Origin of the sequence: Chromobacterium amazonense, from assembly GCF_001855565.1 — a bacterium.
Classification (GTDB): Bacteria; Pseudomonadota; Gammaproteobacteria; order Burkholderiales; family Chromobacteriaceae; genus Chromobacterium; species Chromobacterium amazonense.
This window is the reverse complement of sequence record NZ_MKCR01000035.1, coordinates 22,204-37,001: the sequence shown is the minus strand read 5'-3', so window position 1 is coordinate 37,001 and position 14,798 is coordinate 22,204. Positions and strand designations below refer to the sequence as shown.

Sequence of the window (14,798 nt, the reverse complement as noted above, 5' to 3'; positions counted from 1 at the left end):
CATGAAAAACAGTAAAACCATTCTTATCATTCTGCTATCCACCAGCATCTTCGGCTTTAATTACGTTGCGGCAAAGATCAGCGGAATCAAAATCGACCCCGCCGAGACCGCAATGTTGCGCGTCATGTTCGCAGCGCTGCCGGCCTGCTTGTTCTTGCGAGTCAAGCGCGCCGACTTTCCTTACGTCTTGCTGTATGGACTGGCTTTTTCTTTTGGTCTGTTTCTGTTTTTCAAGGGATTGAAAACCGGCATCGATACCGGCATCTCGTCGGTCATCATGCAAGCCGGCTCTCTCTTCACCGCCATTGGCGGAATCATGGTTCTCAAGGAAAAATGGAATAAGTTCAATGTCATTGGATGCCTGATCGCATTCGTGGGAATTTACTCTATTTCCAGAATAAAAGAGGGAGGCATCAATACCGCAGGCATCGCCTTGGTTTTAGGTTCCGCCTTTAGCTGGACTTTCGCCAATCTTGCGGTGAGGCTTTCCCGCACCGAACGCCCGATCAGCTTTGTCGCATGGGGCAGTCTGGTATCTGCCCTGTTTTTATTGCTGATCAACTTGAGCAATGGCATGACCATCATCCACACCATTGAACAGATCGACAATCAAGCCTGGCTAGCCATCGCCTTCCAAGGGTACATTACCACATTGGTGGGATATGGATTGTGGACCCTATTGCTAAGCAATAATCAATTGATACTGAGCGCACCCAGCTACCTGCTGGTTCCAGCTTTTGCTCTGCTATTCTCTCATCTTGTACTAGGAGAGATCATAACCATGCAAAAAGTCTTCTTCTCGTGCATTGTCATCATAGGCGTGATCATCAATGCCAGCGCGCCTCAGCTTGCCGAGTGGAGGCCTGCCAAAAAATCGCTGATTTTATCATGATCATTTAAAATAAATAAGGCGGTTTTCTCCCCTAGGGAAGGTCTGAACAACCTGCCACGCAAACAGAAATGCAATTTCTCGCGGGGCTTCGGTTGCATTTCACCCACCAATTCCAGATCGCCCGCCATGAGGATGACCGGGTGCTTCCGGTCATCCGGCCTTTTAACTCGCCGCCAGCAAGGCCTTTCGCGCCAGCCAGATGTTGGCCAGCCCAAACAGCGTCATCAGTTGCGCGGTGTTCTTCTTCAAACCGCGGTAGCGTGTTTTCAGGTAGCCAAACTGCTGCTTGATGACCCGAAACGGATGCTCCACTTTGGCCCGAATCTTGGCTTTGACCATTTCGCCCAGCTGGATCTGCCGGTCGTCGGCTGAATCGGTCAGCGCTTTGCGCTGGCCGGGCCTCATCGCAATCCACCAACGCACCGCTCGCGATTGGTGTTCGGCTCGCTTGTGCACGCCAGCAAAGCCGGCGTCGCCAAACACATCGATTTCCTCGCCGTGCAACAACTGATCGACCATCGTGACATCCGCCACATTGGCGGGGGTGCCGGCCACGTGATGCACCAAGCCGGACTGGGCGTCGACGCCGATATGGGCCTTCATGCCGAAGTACCACTGATTGCCCTTCTTGGTTTGATGCATGTCCGGATCGCGCTCGCCCTGAGCGTTTTTGGTGGAGCTGGGCGCGTGGATCAGGGTGGCATCGACGATGGTGCCTTGCTTCAACATCAGCCCTTTGTCGCAGAGATGCTGGTGGATGGCGGTAAACAGAGCGTGGGTCAGCTGGTGCTTTTCCAGCAGATGGCGGAAGTTCAGCAGGGTGGTTTCGTCCGGGACGGCGTCCAGGGAGAGGCCGGCGAACTGGCGCATGGAGGCGATCTCGTACAGGCTTTCTTCCATGGCGGGATCGGACAGGCTGTACCAGTGCTGCAGGCAGTAGACGCGCAGCATGGCGGACAACGGGTAGGGGCGGCGACCGTTGCCAGGCTTGGGATACACTGGATCGATGACGGCTTCGAGCTGCGCCCAAGGCATGACCTGATCCATCTCTGTCAGAAAGATTTCGCGGCGGGTGCGCTTCTTCTTAGCGGCGAGTTCGAGATCGGTGAAGGTCATCTGCTGTCGCATGCTGGCGTCCTGGATCTGACTGAGGGGGAGTCAGTTTACGGGAAGATTGGAGACTTGTTCAGACCTTCCCTAGCTGGCATTGGGGAGAAAACTATAATGGTCGTATCGCCCTCTTTCATCACTGCATCGAGGCAGACATGACCAGCATGCACCTTCCCAAGCTGCAATGTTTCTTTGAAGACTTTATCCAAGGCGTCTCACAACACATCAGCAATCAACTTGCGCCTTCGGAATGGCAACGGCTGCTAGCGCTGGCCCAAAGCACGCCATCGCACGATCCCGAGCTGCAATTCACCGCGTTCGATTCGATTGAAGGCCGCATCCGCCATTACGCGTATGAAGAACAGATTTCGCCGCTTGAAATACTGTCGGCGCCATATTTTTATCAGCAACTGGAAATTATCGGCCGCATAGCAGAAAGCCCGCTCTGCTATTTCAGAGAAAGCGGCATCTATCTTTGGAGCCCCGCTCCCGATTGCGACTCGCTATGCTTTTGGCTCACCTATCCAGCCTACCCTCCGGGCTGGCCGGACGATCACAATGGTCTGCTCCAGCCAAATGAGCCATGTCTTCAAGCGCCGCTTTTGATCATGTGAGAAAAGCAGGTTTTTCTTAAATTGCGCGTTTGGCCAACCAGATATCCAACTGGCGGGCAAAGGCCTGCCGATCCGCCTGGCTCAAGGGCGGCGGCCCCTCGGTCTGCACGCCGCTGGCGCGCAGATTGTCCATGAAATCGCGCATCGTCAGTTGGGCGGCGATGGTCTCCTTGGAGAAGGCGTCGCCTCGCCAGTTCAGCGCCTGCGCGCCCTTGCTTAACACTTCGGCCGCCAGCGGAATGTCGCCGGTGATCAGCAGGTCGGTCGGCTCGATGCGGCGGGCGATCTCGTTGTCGGCCACGTCGAAGCCCTTGGGCACCTGCAGCGCGCGGATATTCGGCGCCTTCGGCACCGTCAGCAGCTGGTTGGCGACCAACACCAGCTCCACGCCGGTGCGCTGCGCCGCGCGGCACAGCACTTCCCGTATCACCTTGGGACAGGCGTCGGCGTCTACCCAGATCGTCATCGCGTTTCTTTCTCTATCCATAGGCCGCCATGATACCCGCCCTTGTCCATGACGGGAGAAAGCGCTATGCTGCGCGCCCGCCAAAAATGCCAAGGAGATATCAAGTGATCAGCGTCGACATTGCTGGCACCCGTTTCAATCTGCGCGCCGCCGCCATCATCGAGCATGAAGGGAAGGTGCTCTTGCACCGCGCGCTCAGCGACGACTTCTGGACCTTGCCCGGCGGACGCGTGGAGCCAGGCGAGCATGCCGCCGCCACGGTGGAGCGGGAAATGCGCGAAGAGCTGGACGAACAGGTGGCATGCGGCCCGCTGCTGCTGTTGGCCGAGAACTTCTTCAACTACTGCGGCAAGCCTAATCATGAAATCGGCCTGTATTTCGAGACCCGCCTCGCGGCAAACTCGACACTGCCGCTGCGCGCGTCTCCCTTCGTCGTCCACGATGCCGGCGCGCCGCTGGAATTTGTCTGGTTCGACCGCGGGCAGTTAGCTGACTTACGCGTGCTGCCTGTGGAAGTGAAAGACCTGCTGCTGAACGATAAGCGCAACCTGCGCCACGTAGTCAACCGCGGCTAAGCGCCCGGCCGCCCTTTGCGGCGGCCATCATGTCGACATATTGACGTTTACGTAAACGTAAGTAATGATACGATCATCAGGCGCCGCCAGCCGCGCCGCACGCTTAAACGAGGAGAACCCCATGTACAGCAGCCTGCGCTTCGCCTTCGGCGAGACTTACGACCTCCTGCGCGAATCGGTGCGCGACTTCGCCGAACGCGAAATCGCCCCGCGCGCCGCCGCCATCGACCAGGACAATCTGTTTCCTGCCGACCTGTGGCGCAAGTTCGGCGAGCTGGGCTTGCTCGGCATCACCGTCAGCGAGCAGTACGGCGGCGTGGACATGGGCTACCTCGCCCACATGATCGCCATGGAAGAAATCAGCCGCGCCAGCGCCTCGGTGGGCCTGTCCTACGGCGCGCACTCCAATCTGTGCGTCAACCAGATCTACAAGAACGGCAATGACGAGCAGCGCGCCAAATATCTGCCCAAGCTGATTTCCGGTGAGCATGTCGGCGCGCTGGCGATGTCCGAGCCCAACGCCGGCTCCGACGTGGTCAGCATGAAGCTGAAGGCCGACAAGACCGATGGCGGCTACCTGCTGAACGGCAGCAAGATGTGGATCACCAACGGCGGCGACGCCGACACCCTGGTGGTCTACGCCAAGACCGACGTCAACGCCGGCCCCAAGGGCATCACCGCCTTCATCGTCGAGAAAAGCTTTGCCGGCTTCAGCCACGGCAGCAAGCTGGACAAGCTGGGCATGCGCGGCTCCAACACCTACCCCATCTTCTTCGACAACTGTTTCGTGCCGGACGAAAACGTGCTGGGCGGCGAAGGCAATGGCGTGAAAGTGCTGATGAGCGGCCTGGACTACGAGCGCTCGGTGCTGGCCGCCGGCCCCTTGGGCATTATGCAGGCCAGCCTGGACATCGTCGTGCCGTATCTGAACGAGCGCAGCCAATTCGGCCAGCCGATAGGCGACTTCCAGCTGATGCAGGGCAAGCTGGCCGATATGTACGTCAAGCTGTCCGCCAGCCGCGCCTACGTCTACGCCGTCGGCCAGGCGCTGGACCGCGGCGAGACTGGCCGCCAGACGCGCAAGGACGCCGCCGGCTCCATCCTCTACGCCGCCGAGAACGCCACCCAGCTGGCGCTGGACGCCATCCAGTGCCTGGGCGGCAACGGCTACATTAACGAATACGCCACCGGCCGCCTGCTGCGCGACGCCAAACTGTACGAGATCGGCGCCGGCACCAGCGAGATCCGCCGCTGGCTAATAGGCCGTGAGTTAATGTCCGAAACTCGATAAAACATTAGCCACGGAAGCACACGGAAGGCACGGAAGAAACAAGGCAAAAGCAGTCTGCTACCAATATGGGGCCGCGATTTCCGTGTGTTTCCGTGGCAAAACACTCTAGTTCCACATAGCCGCTATGCACATGACCGCCGCCGAACGCATCGTCCAGGCCCAGCTTGACGCCTACAACGCCCGCGACCTGGACGCCTTCGCCGCCTGCTACGCCGAGGACGTCAAGGTCTACCGCTTGCCGTCCATGGCGCTGAGCCTGGACGGCCGCGCCGCGCTGGCCGACCACTACGCCAGCAAGCGTTTCCATCTGCCCAAGCTGCACGCCGCGCTGCTGCACCGCATCGTGCAGGGCAGCCGCGTCATCGATCACGAAGACGTGACGCTGGACGGCGAAAAACGCCTGCGCGCCGTCGCCATTTACGACGTCAACGCCGACGGATTGATCGCCGCCGTCTGGTTCGTCGACGCTGACTGACAAGGTAAAACAATATGCCCATTCTCGAATCCAAACTGTCGCCGCGCGCCGCGGACTTCGTCGCCAACGCCGACAAGATGCGCGCGCTGGTGGATGATCTGAAAGACAAGGTCGCCCAGGCGGCATTGGGCGGCGGCGAGAAAGCCCGCGCCAAACACACCGCGCGCGGCAAGCTGTTGCCGCGCGAGCGCATCGACCTGCTGCTCGACTCTGGCGCGCCGTTCCTCGAGCTGTCCCAGCTGGCCGCCTACGGCATGTACGGCGGCGACGCGCCCGGCGCCGGCATGATCGCCGGCATCGGCCGCATTTCGGGCATCGACTGCCTGATCATCGCCAACGACGCCACGGTCAAGGGCGGCACCTACTATCCGATGACGGTGAAAAAGCATTTGCGCGCGCAGGAGATCGCCCGCGACAACCGCTTGCCCTGCGTCTACCTGGTGGACTCCGGCGGCGCCTTCCTGCCGCTGCAGGACGAGGTGTTCCCGGACAAGGAGCACTTCGGCCGCATTTTCTACAACCAGGCCAATCTGTCCGCCGCCGGGATTCCGCAGATCGCGGTGGTGATGGGCAGCTGCACCGCCGGCGGCGCCTACGTGCCGGCGATGAGCGACGAAACCGTCATCGTCAAGGAACAGGGCACCATCTTCCTGGGCGGCCCGCCGCTGGTGCGCGCCGCCACCGGCGAGGTGGTCAGCGCCGAGGAATTGGGCGGCGGCGATGTGCACACAAAAATCTCCGGCGTGGCCGACCACCTGGCCCAAACGGACGCCCACGCGCTGGCCATCGCCCGCCGCATCGTGGCGGACCTGAACTGGAAGAAACAGGGCGAGCTGGACCGCGCCGAGCCCAAGCCGCCGCGCTATGCCGCGGAAGAAATCTACGGCGTGATCCCGGCCGATCCGAAAAAACCGTTCGACGTGCGCGAGATCATCGCCCGGCTGGTGGACGATTCGGACTTCGACGAATTCAAGCAAAACTACGGAACGACTTTGGTGACGGGCTTCGCCCGCTTGAATGGGTACCGCGTCGGTATCCTGGCCAACAACGGCATCCTGTTCAGCGAATCGGCGCTCAAGGGCGCGCACTTCGTCGAGCTGTGCTGCCAGCGCGGCATCCCGCTGATCTTCCTGCAGAACATCACCGGCTTCATGGTGGGCAAGAAATACGAGAACGGCGGCATCGCCAAGGACGGCGCCAAGCTGGTGACGGCGGTGGCCTGCGCCAAGGTGCCCAAGTTCACCGTGCTGATAGGAGGCAGCTTCGGCGCCGGGAACTACGGCATGTGCGGCCGCGCCTACTCGCCCCGCTTCCTGTGGATGTGGCCGAACAGCCGCATCTCGGTGATGGGAGGCGAACAAGCTGCCGGCGTGCTGGCCCAGGTGAAGAAGGAACAACTGGGCGACGCCTTCACGCCAGAGCAGGAAGAAGCCTTGAAAGCCCCGGTACGCCAGCAATACGAGGAACAGGGCCACCCCTACTACGCCAGCGCGCGGCTGTGGGACGACGGCGTGATCGACCCGGCCCAGACCCGCGACGTGCTGGCGCTGGCGCTGGACGCCGCGCTGTCCGCCCCGGTTGAAGCCACGCGCTTCGGCGTGTTCCGGATGTAGTTTTTATCAGCCACGGAACCACACAGAAAGCACGGAAAACTGAATCGGGTTCAACTAGACACCTACGGGAGAAAAAGAAAATGGGCGCTCTTGACCTTCTTGGATTTAAAAAATTCCGTGCCTTTCCGTGTGCTTCCGTGGCAAAAAGGGCTTTCATATGAGCTACACCACGCTGCAAATCGAACAAACCGGCAAGGTGGCCACCGTCTGGCTGAACCGTCCGGAGCTGCACAACGCGCTGAACGAGGTGCTGATCGCCGAGCTGACCGAGGCGATGCGCCAGCTGAACCGCAACGAGGCCGTTCGCGTCATCGTGCTGGCCGGCCGCGGCAAGAGCTTCTGCGCCGGCGCCGACCTGGACTGGATGCGTCGCGCCGCCGGCTACAGCGAGGCGGAAAACCTGGCCGACGCGCAAAAACTGGCGGCGATGCTGAAGGGCGTCTACCGCAGCGCCAAGCCGGTGATCGCCCGCATCCATGGCGCGGCCATGGCCGGGGGCACCGGGCTGGCGGCGGTGTGCGACATCGCCATCGCCACCGATGCCGCCAAGTTCGCGCTGACCGAAGTGCGGCTGGGCCTGATACCGGCCACCATCGGCCCCTATGTCGCCGACGCCATCGGCCCGCGCCAGGCGCGCCGCTACTTCCTGTCGGCCGAGCGCATCACCGCCGGCACCGCGCTGAAGCTGGGCCTGATCCACGAGCTGGTCAGCGACGAACTGCTGGACGCGCGCGTGGCCGAAATCGCCGAAGAACTGGCCAAGGGCGCGCCCGGCGCGCTGCGCGAAGCCAAACTGCTGCTGGCCGAGCTGCGCGAAGGCTCGCCGTGGGACGACCAGCTGCTGGAACGCACAGCCGGCCGAATCGCCGCCATCCGTGCCGGCGACGAAGCCCGCGAGGGGCTGGCGTCGTTCTTCGAGAAACGCCCACCTAACTGGCTATGAACTTTTAGCCACGAAATCCACGAAAGAACACAAAAAATGGCACACCGACCCGTCCCACAGGCAGCTGCAGATCGTCCGTGTCGTTTCGTGGTTTTCGTGGCAAAAACCAGGTTGAAAATCATGTTCAATAAAATCCTGGTCGCCAACCGCGGCGACCAGCAGCCGCAAGGCTGCGCAGCTGCGAAGCAAAATCGTCTGCCGGCGCGCCAGCGCCGGGGCGGTTTCGCCGCAGGAGACCGCCATGTTCAATAAGATACTGATCGCCAACCGCGGCGAAATCGCCTGTCGCGTCATCAAGACCGCCAAGGCCCTGGGCATCGCCACCGTCGCGGTTTATTCGGACGCCGACGCCAGCGCCCGCTTCGTCAAGCTGGCCGACGAGGCCTATCGCCTCGGCCCGGCGCCGGCCGCCGAATCCTATCTGCGCGCCGACCTGATCCTGGCCATCGCCAAACAGAGCGGCGCCCAGGCGGTGCATCCCGGCTACGGCTTTTTGTCCGAGAACGAAGACTTCGCCGCAGCCTGCGAAGCCGCCGGCATCGCCTTCATCGGCCCGCCGGCTTCCGCCATCGCCGCCATGGGCAGCAAGTCCGCCGCCAAGGCGCTGATGGAAAAAGCCGGCGTGCCGCTGGTGCCCGGCTACCACGGCGACGAGCAAGACCCGGCGCTGCTGCAGCAGCAGGCCGACGCCATCGGCTACCCGGTGCTGATCAAGGCCAGCGCCGGCGGCGGCGGCAAGGGCATGCGCATCGTCGGGCAGGCGGCCGACTTTTCCGCCGCCCTCGCCTCCTGCCAGCGCGAGGCGCGCGCGAGCTTCGGCGACGACAAGGTGCTGGTGGAGAAATATCTGACCAAGCCACGCCACGTTGAAATTCAGGTGTTCGCCGACCAGCATGGCAGCTGCGTCTACCTGTTCGAACGCGATTGCTCGGTGCAGCGCCGCCATCAAAAAGTGCTGGAAGAAGCGCCGGCACCGCACCTGCCGCAGGCCACCCGCGAAGCGATGGGCCAAGCCGCGGTGGCCGCCGCGCGCGCGGTCGGCTATGTCGGCGCCGGCACCGTCGAGTTCATCATGGACGTCGACTCCGGCAAGTTCTACTTCATGGAAATGAACACCCGGCTGCAGGTGGAGCACCCGGTGACGGAAATGATCACCGGCCAGGACCTGGTGGCCTGGCAGCTGGCGGTGGCCGCGGGCAGCGCGCTGCCGCTGGCTCAGGAACAGCTAGCGATCCGCGGCCACGCCATCGAGGCGCGCATCTACGCCGAAGACCCCGACAAAGGCTTCCTGCCGTCCACCGGCACCCTGGTCCACCTGGCCACGCCCGTAGAGTCTGCCCATGTGCGCATCGACACCGGCGTGGAGCCGGGCGACGCCATCTCGCCGTTCTATGACCCGATGATCGCCAAGCTGATCGTCTGGGGCGAAACCCGCGAAGCGGCGCTGCGGCAGATGGACGCCGCGCTGGCGCAGTACCGGATCGTCGGCCTGTCCAGCAATGTGTCCTTCCTGCGCCGCATCGTGAACCACCCCAGCTTCGCCAGCGGCCAGGTCGACACCGGCCTAATTGCGCGCCACCACGACGCGCTGCTGCCGCCGCCCGCCGCGCCTTCCGCCAGACAGCTGGCCTTGCTGGCGCTGGCCGAAGCCTTGTACCACAAGCATGACTACCCTGCCCCCGCCGGCTGGCGGTTGAACGGCGCGCTGACCCGCCGCCTCGCTTTCCTATTGAATGATCAAAACTACGAGGCGTCCTTGCAGCACCATGGCGACGGCTTCATTGTCCATGCGGGCGGCGCCTCGCTCCCCGCCCGCGCCAGCCTGAGGGACACGCAGCTGGAAGCCGTGTTGGACGGCATCAGCATCAAGGCCACCGTGGTGCGCCACGGCGCGCAGCGGGCCTTGTTCGACGGCGGCGAACGTCTGACCGTCGAGCTGGTCGATCCCTATGCCTACACCGAAACCGGCGTGCACGGCGAAACCCACCTTAAAGCGCCGATGCCGGGCCGGGTGGTGGCGCTGTTGGCCGAGATCGGCAAGAAGGTGGCCAAGGGTTCGCCGCTGTTGATACTGGAAGCGATGAAGATGGAACACACCATCACCGCCCCCGGCGACGGCATCGTTCAGGACTTTTATTTCGCCGCGGGGGAACAAGTCAACGATGGTGACGAACTGGTCGACTTTGCCGCAGAATGACCAAGTCATAAAAACAGCAAAAGGACGCGCTATGCACATCGCCTTGGAAAACATCCGCAAACTGCAGCACAACGGCCAACCGGAGCAAGCGCTGCAACAGGCTCAGGAGCTGCTGCGCCAGCAACCGCAGCATGCCGATCTGCATTACCTGGCCGCCAGCCTGCACGATGGGCGCGGCGAAGAAGCCGCCGCCATACCGCATTATCTGCAGGCGCTGGAATTGGGCCTCAGCGGCCACGACGCCGCCAGCGCCTGGCTGGGACTGGGCAGCAGCCACCGCGCGCTGGGCCAGTACCGCGAGGCCGAGCAGGCCTTGCTGGAAGGACTGCATCACTTTCCCGAAGACAAGGCGCTGCAAACCTTCCTGGCGATGGTCCAATACAACCTTGGCAAAAGCAAACCAGCGGTGGCGTCCTTGCTGAAACTGCTCGCTCAGACCAGCGGCGACGAAGACATCCGCCGCTATGAGCAAGCCATCCGCTTCTACGCGCAGGACCTGGACAAAACCTGGATCCCCTAGCCAACCCGCCGCCGCCCTCGCGCGGCGGCATCCGTATGCAAGGCTGAAGCATGGAACACGTAAAGATCGTGGAGGTCGGCCCGCGCGATGGGCTGCAGAACGAAAAGCAAGCGGTGGACACAGCCGTCAAGCTGGAACTGATCCGCCGCCTGGCAGGCAGCGGGCTAAGCGCGATAGAGGCCGGCGCCTTCGTTTCGCCCAAGTGGGTGCCGCAGATGGCCGGCAGCGCCGATGTGCTGGCTGGATTGGACCTGGCCGGCCCCATCGCCTACCCGGTGCTGGTGCCCAACGACAAGGGCCTGGACGCGGCGCTGGAAGCCGGCGTCAGGGAAATCGCCGTATTCGGCGCCGCCAGCGAGAGCTTCAGCCAGAAAAACATCAATGCCAGCATCGCAGAAAGCCTGCAGCGCTTTGAAAACGTGACGCGGCGAGCGCTGGATGCCGGCATCAAGGTGCGCGGCTATGTTTCCTGCGTGGCGGGCTGCCCGTATGAAGGCAAGATCGCTCCGCAAAAAGTGGCGGACGTGGCCAAAGCCCTGTCCGATCTGGGCTGCTATGAGATTTCGCTGGGCGATACCATAGGCGTGGGCACGCCGGCCTCGGTGCGCGAGATGCTGGACGCCGTACTACGCGCGCTGCCGGCGGAACGCCTGGCCGGCCACTACCACGACACCTACGGCATGGCCGTCGCCAATATCCGCGCCTCGCTGGACGCCGGCCTGCGGGTATTCGACGCCTCCGTCGCCGGCCTGGGCGGCTGTCCCTACGCCAAAGGCGCTTCCGGCAACGTGGCGACGGAAGACGTGGCGTACCTGCTCCATGGCGAGGGCTACCACACTGGCATCGATCTGACTAAACTGGTGAACGCCGCCTGGTATATCGCCGACGCGCTGGGCAAAGCCCCCGCCTCCAAGCTGGCGCACGCGCTCGGCCGCCAGGGCTGAACAAACCGGCACGCCCGCCCACCTCAAAATCAATAATGACGGGCCGCGCCACAGGAGAAACCATGCAAGCAAGCAACACCCCGATCTGGACCCCGTCGGCCGAACGGCTGGCGGGCTGCCACCTCACCGCCTTCACCCGCCTGGCCGAAACCGCCTGGGGCCGCCCCCTGCCCGACTACCACAGCCTGTGGCGCGCCAGCGTGGACGATCCCGGCCGTTTCTGGTCTCTGGTCTGGGACTACTGCGGCGTGATCGGCGACAAGGGGAGCGCGGCCTTGGTCCACGGCGAGGATATCCGCGCCGCCCGCTTCTTCCCGGAGGCGCGGCTCAATTACGCGGAAAACCTGCTGCGCCGCAACGACGACACGCTGGCCGTGGTATTCCGCGGCGAGGATAAAATCGAAACCAAGCTCACCTGGCGCGAGCTGAACCAACTGGTCTCGCGCCTGCAGCAGGCCATGCGCGCGGGCGGCATCCAGCCCGGCGACCGTGTCGCCGGCTTCATGCCGAACATGCCGGAAACCCTGGCCGCCATGCTGGCAGCCAGCAGCCTGGGCGCGGTGTGGACCAGCGGCTCGCCGGACTTCGGCCTGGACGGCGCGCTGGACCGCTTCGGCCAAACCGAACCCAAGCTGCTATTCTGCCCGGACGGCTACTGGTACAACGGCAAGGCGGTGGACATCCGCGGCAAAATGATCCAGCTGGCCGAACAGCTCCCCAGCGTCGGCCGCGTGGTGGTGGTGCCGTATATCGGCGATGGCGAAAACTTCGCCGCCGCGGTGCCCAAGGCGCAGACGCTGGCGCATTTCCTGGCGGCGTACGACGCCCGCCCGGTGGAATACGAACGGCTGCCGTTCAACCACCCGCTGTTCATCCTGTACTCTAGCGGCACCACCGGCAAGCCCAAATGCATCGTGCACGGCGCGGGCGGCACCCTGCTGCAGCACATGAAAGAACACCAGCTGCATGCCGACATCCACGCCGGCGACCACTTCTTCTACTTCACCACCTGCGGCTGGATGATGTGGAACTGGCTGATGAGCGGCTTGGCCTCCGGCGCGGCGCTGATGCTGTACGACGGCTCGCCGTTTGCCGACGAGGGCCGCGTGCAGTGGGACTACGCCGCCGAGCACGGCTTCACCCATTTCGGCACTTCGGCCAAATACATAGACAGCTTGCGCAAAACCAGCATCGTGCCGGCGCGCGACTGGCAGCTGCCGCGGCTGCGCTCGCTGTTCTCCACCGGCTCGCCGCTGGTGGCGGAAAGCTACGACTGGGTCTACGCCAACATCAAGCCGGACCTGAACCTGGCTTCCATCTCCGGCGGCACCGACATTGTCTCCTGCTTCGCCCTGGGCGCCCCCACGCTGCCGGTTTACCGCGGCGAGCTGCAATGCCGCGGCCTGGGCATGGCGGTGGACATCTTCGATGAATTGGGTCGGCCGATCTGGCAGGAAAAAGGCGAGCTGGTCTGCACCAAGCCCTTCCCGTCCATGCCGATAGGCTTCTGGAACGATCCGAGCGGCGAAAAATACCATCAAGCCTACTTCGGCCGCTTCCCCGGCATCTGGTGCCACGGCGACTACGCCGAAATCACCGCCCATGGCGGCGTGATCATCTACGGCCGCTCCGACGCGGTGCTGAATCCCGGCGGCGTGCGCATCGGCACCGCCGAGATCTACCGCCAGGTGGAAGCCTTTCCGGAAATCCTGGAAAGCCTGGCAGTGGGCCAGTTATGGCAGGACGATGAACGCGTGGTGTTGTTTGTCAAACTGCGGGAAGGCGTAGCCTTGGACGAAGACCTGATCAGCCGCGTCAAGACGCAAATCAAAAACGGCGCCAGTCCCCGCCATGTCCCCGCCCGCATCATCGCCGTGGCCGACATCCCCAAGACCGTCAGCGGCAAGATCGTGGAACTGGCGGTCAAGAACATCATCCACGGACGCCCGGTCAGCAACGTCAGCGCGCTTGCCAATCCAGAGGCCTTGAAGCTCTTCGAAAATCTTAAAGAGCTGGGCGAATAAATCGTTCCCATCGGGCATGAGCAAACGAGAACCGCGGTTCTCGTTTTTTTTGCGCGCGCATTGAATGAAACGGCTTGGAATCCGCAACCATAAAATATTTTGGCGCAACCGCGCCGGCGCCATGAACAGCGGTTTATCCCCTGCTTGCGGCGAACTGAATTATCATGAACTCATGGGTGAGATATTTTCCAAGCCGCAACAGGCGGGCATAGTCAGGCGATATTCATCAACAACATAAGAAAACGGAAAACAGGGGTTTTCGGGGCAGAGAGACATGTTGAGTCGGCATCAGCGCAGCTGGGATATGGAACATTGGGCGGTTTATCTGAAAGACAGGGATATCCCTGTGCTCTCCGCGACCCGCGATTTGTTCCAGTCGCTGAAATCCCAAGGCCAGGACGCGCCGGAATTCGCGCCCAAAGACCTCGCCGAAAAGGTGCAAGACGATCCGTATCTGGCCCTCAAATTACTGATAGAGGCCGAACGGCATCGATCCAGGCGGCTAGGCAAAGAAACCACTACCCCGCTGGCCACCATCCTCCAGCTGGGCAGCGATGAATTGTATACTCTGATCGCCCATAGCCCGGTGGTGGAAGTGGATCACCCTGGCTGGAGAAACGCGGTTTCAACCGCCGTCCTGGCTTCCGGCATCGCCCGGGCGTGGTCGAATTTCCGCGCAGACACCTCTCCCGAAGAAATTTCCCTGGCCACGCTGCTTTCCGAAACAGGCGAATTGCTGCTGTGGCATTTCGCGCCGGAATTGCCGATAGAGGCGATCGCCGAATTCGAAGCAGGACGCGCCAACAGAACAGGCCTTGCCCAGTTGAATACCGCGGGATTCACATTCCGGCAACTGACCTTGCAACTGGCGGATGCCTGGCAACTGCCGCAAATGATCAGCCAGCTTATCCGGGGAGTAGACAAGCCGCGCACGCATATCGCGCAAATCGCCATCGATTGCGCGCGGCATCTGATGCAAAACCGCGACAATCCCGCCCTGCCTTCCGACATCGGCAACATCGCCCAATACCTCCCAGGCGTCGCCAAAGAGAAACTGATCTCCGTCCTGCCGCTTTCCGAGGCTCAGCAAGCCCATCTTCTTGCCTGTCTGCCAGAGAAATGAGCTGACGGACA

Annotated in this window: 15 protein-coding genes; 13 read left to right on the top strand and 2 right to left on the bottom strand. The window is 62.4% G+C overall.

Annotated elements, in window-relative coordinates; all coding sequences use genetic code 11:
• The first annotated feature begins 1 nt into the window (after position 1).
• Entirely contained in the window at positions 2–892 is an 891-nt protein-coding gene (locus BI343_RS18725; protein WP_071110879.1) for a DMT family transporter, read from the top strand.
• A gap of 162 nt (positions 893–1,054) precedes the next feature.
• Here the strand turns inward: BI343_RS18725 and BI343_RS18720 are convergent, their stop codons facing one another.
• Positions 1,055–2,020: an IS5 family transposase gene (locus tag BI343_RS18720; RefSeq protein WP_083340712.1), complete on the bottom strand. Its 966-nt coding sequence runs from the start codon at positions 2,018–2,020 to the stop codon at positions 1,055–1,057.
• A 137-nt stretch (positions 2,021–2,157) separates the two neighbouring features.
• Here BI343_RS18720 and BI343_RS18715 point away from each other — a divergent pair, with 137 nt between their 5' ends.
• Entirely contained in the window at positions 2,158–2,616 is a 459-nt protein-coding gene (locus tag BI343_RS18715; protein ID WP_071110878.1) for a hypothetical protein, read from the top strand.
• Between the two features lie 16 nt (positions 2,617–2,632).
• On the opposite strand, the gene BI343_RS18710 is transcribed toward BI343_RS18715, so the two are convergent.
• A complete protein-coding gene (locus tag BI343_RS18710; protein WP_071110877.1) occupies positions 2,633–3,082 on the bottom strand; it encodes a YaiI/YqxD family protein in 450 nt (149 codons plus the stop codon).
• Positions 3,083–3,186: 104 nt separating this feature from the next.
• Here BI343_RS18710 and BI343_RS18705 point away from each other — a divergent pair, with 104 nt between their 5' ends.
• From BI343_RS18705 to BI343_RS18660, 11 genes are all read left to right on the top strand, one after another.
• Positions 3,187–3,657: an NUDIX hydrolase gene (locus BI343_RS18705; RefSeq protein ID WP_169829048.1), complete on the top strand. Its 471-nt coding sequence runs from the start codon at positions 3,187–3,189 to the stop codon at positions 3,655–3,657.
• 121 nt (positions 3,658–3,778) lie between these two features.
• The gene (locus BI343_RS18700; RefSeq protein WP_071110875.1) at positions 3,779–4,948 is read left to right on the top strand and encodes an isovaleryl-CoA dehydrogenase; all 1,170 of its coding nucleotides are present in this window, start codon (positions 3,779–3,781) and stop codon (positions 4,946–4,948) included.
• 130 nt (positions 4,949–5,078) lie between these two features.
• Positions 5,079–5,423, top strand: coding sequence for a nuclear transport factor 2 family protein (locus tag BI343_RS18695; protein WP_071110935.1), 345 nt, complete (start codon positions 5,079–5,081; stop codon positions 5,421–5,423).
• A gap of 14 nt (positions 5,424–5,437) precedes the next feature.
• Positions 5,438–7,036 (top strand): carboxyl transferase domain-containing protein, encoded by a 1,599-nt coding sequence (locus tag BI343_RS18690; RefSeq protein WP_071110874.1) that lies wholly within the window; start codon positions 5,438–5,440, stop codon positions 7,034–7,036.
• Between the two features lie 157 nt (positions 7,037–7,193).
• Positions 7,194–7,979 carry an enoyl-CoA hydratase/isomerase family protein gene (locus tag BI343_RS18685; RefSeq protein ID WP_071110873.1) on the top strand — a complete coding sequence of 262 codons (786 nt, stop codon included), beginning with the start codon at positions 7,194–7,196 and terminating at the stop codon, positions 7,977–7,979.
• A gap of 111 nt (positions 7,980–8,090) precedes the next feature.
• Entirely contained in the window at positions 8,091–8,231 is a 141-nt protein-coding gene (locus tag BI343_RS19890) for a hypothetical protein (RefSeq protein WP_158248732.1), read from the top strand.
• The gene (locus tag BI343_RS18680) at positions 8,221–10,176 is read left to right on the top strand and encodes an acetyl/propionyl/methylcrotonyl-CoA carboxylase subunit alpha (protein ID WP_071110872.1); all 1,956 of its coding nucleotides are present in this window, start codon (positions 8,221–8,223) and stop codon (positions 10,174–10,176) included. Before BI343_RS19890 ends, BI343_RS18680 begins: the two co-directional genes overlap by 11 nt.
• 31 nt (positions 10,177–10,207) lie before the next feature.
• Complete coding sequence (locus BI343_RS18675; protein WP_071110871.1) at positions 10,208–10,696, top strand: tetratricopeptide repeat protein; 489 nt, start codon at positions 10,208–10,210, stop codon at positions 10,694–10,696.
• 50 nt (positions 10,697–10,746) lie between these two features.
• Positions 10,747–11,640, top strand: a complete 894-nt coding sequence (locus BI343_RS18670) for a hydroxymethylglutaryl-CoA lyase (RefSeq protein WP_071110870.1) — start codon at positions 10,747–10,749, stop codon at positions 11,638–11,640.
• A 62-nt stretch (positions 11,641–11,702) separates the two neighbouring features.
• The gene (locus tag BI343_RS18665) at positions 11,703–13,664 is read left to right on the top strand and encodes an acetoacetate--CoA ligase (RefSeq protein ID WP_043628846.1); all 1,962 of its coding nucleotides are present in this window, start codon (positions 11,703–11,705) and stop codon (positions 13,662–13,664) included.
• Positions 13,665–13,968: 304 nt separating this feature from the next.
• Complete coding sequence (locus tag BI343_RS18660) at positions 13,969–14,787, top strand: HDOD domain-containing protein (RefSeq protein ID WP_169829047.1); 819 nt, start codon at positions 13,969–13,971, stop codon at positions 14,785–14,787.
• Positions 14,788–14,798 lie beyond the last annotated feature (11 nt).

What these genes read in the sequence shown, in the direction of transcription:
- BI343_RS18690 (WP_071110874.1), top strand. Translation starts at nt 5,438, where the DNA reads ATGCCCATTCTCGAATCCAAACTGTCGCCGCGCGCCGCGGACTTCGTC.
- BI343_RS18720 (WP_083340712.1), bottom strand. Translation starts at nt 2,020, where the DNA reads ATGCGACAGCAGATGACCTTCACCGATCTCGAACTCGCCGCTAAGAAG.
- BI343_RS18725 (WP_071110879.1), top strand. Translation starts at nt 2, where the DNA reads ATGAAAAACAGTAAAACCATTCTTATCATTCTGCTATCCACCAGCATC.
- BI343_RS18715 (WP_071110878.1), top strand. Translation starts at nt 2,158, where the DNA reads ATGACCAGCATGCACCTTCCCAAGCTGCAATGTTTCTTTGAAGACTTT.
- BI343_RS18660 (WP_169829047.1), top strand. Translation starts at nt 13,969, where the DNA reads ATGGAACATTGGGCGGTTTATCTGAAAGACAGGGATATCCCTGTGCTC.
- BI343_RS18710 (WP_071110877.1), bottom strand. Translation starts at nt 3,082, where the DNA reads ATGACGATCTGGGTAGACGCCGACGCCTGTCCCAAGGTGATACGGGAA.
- BI343_RS18665 (WP_043628846.1), top strand. Translation starts at nt 11,703, where the DNA reads ATGCAAGCAAGCAACACCCCGATCTGGACCCCGTCGGCCGAACGGCTG.
- BI343_RS18680 (WP_071110872.1), top strand. Translation starts at nt 8,221, where the DNA reads ATGTTCAATAAGATACTGATCGCCAACCGCGGCGAAATCGCCTGTCGC.
- BI343_RS18700 (WP_071110875.1), top strand. Translation starts at nt 3,779, where the DNA reads ATGTACAGCAGCCTGCGCTTCGCCTTCGGCGAGACTTACGACCTCCTG.
- BI343_RS18675 (WP_071110871.1), top strand. Translation starts at nt 10,208, where the DNA reads ATGCACATCGCCTTGGAAAACATCCGCAAACTGCAGCACAACGGCCAA.
- BI343_RS18670 (WP_071110870.1), top strand. Translation starts at nt 10,747, where the DNA reads ATGGAACACGTAAAGATCGTGGAGGTCGGCCCGCGCGATGGGCTGCAG.
- BI343_RS18695 (WP_071110935.1), top strand. Translation starts at nt 5,079, where the DNA reads ATGACCGCCGCCGAACGCATCGTCCAGGCCCAGCTTGACGCCTACAAC.
- BI343_RS18685 (WP_071110873.1), top strand. Translation starts at nt 7,194, where the DNA reads ATGAGCTACACCACGCTGCAAATCGAACAAACCGGCAAGGTGGCCACC.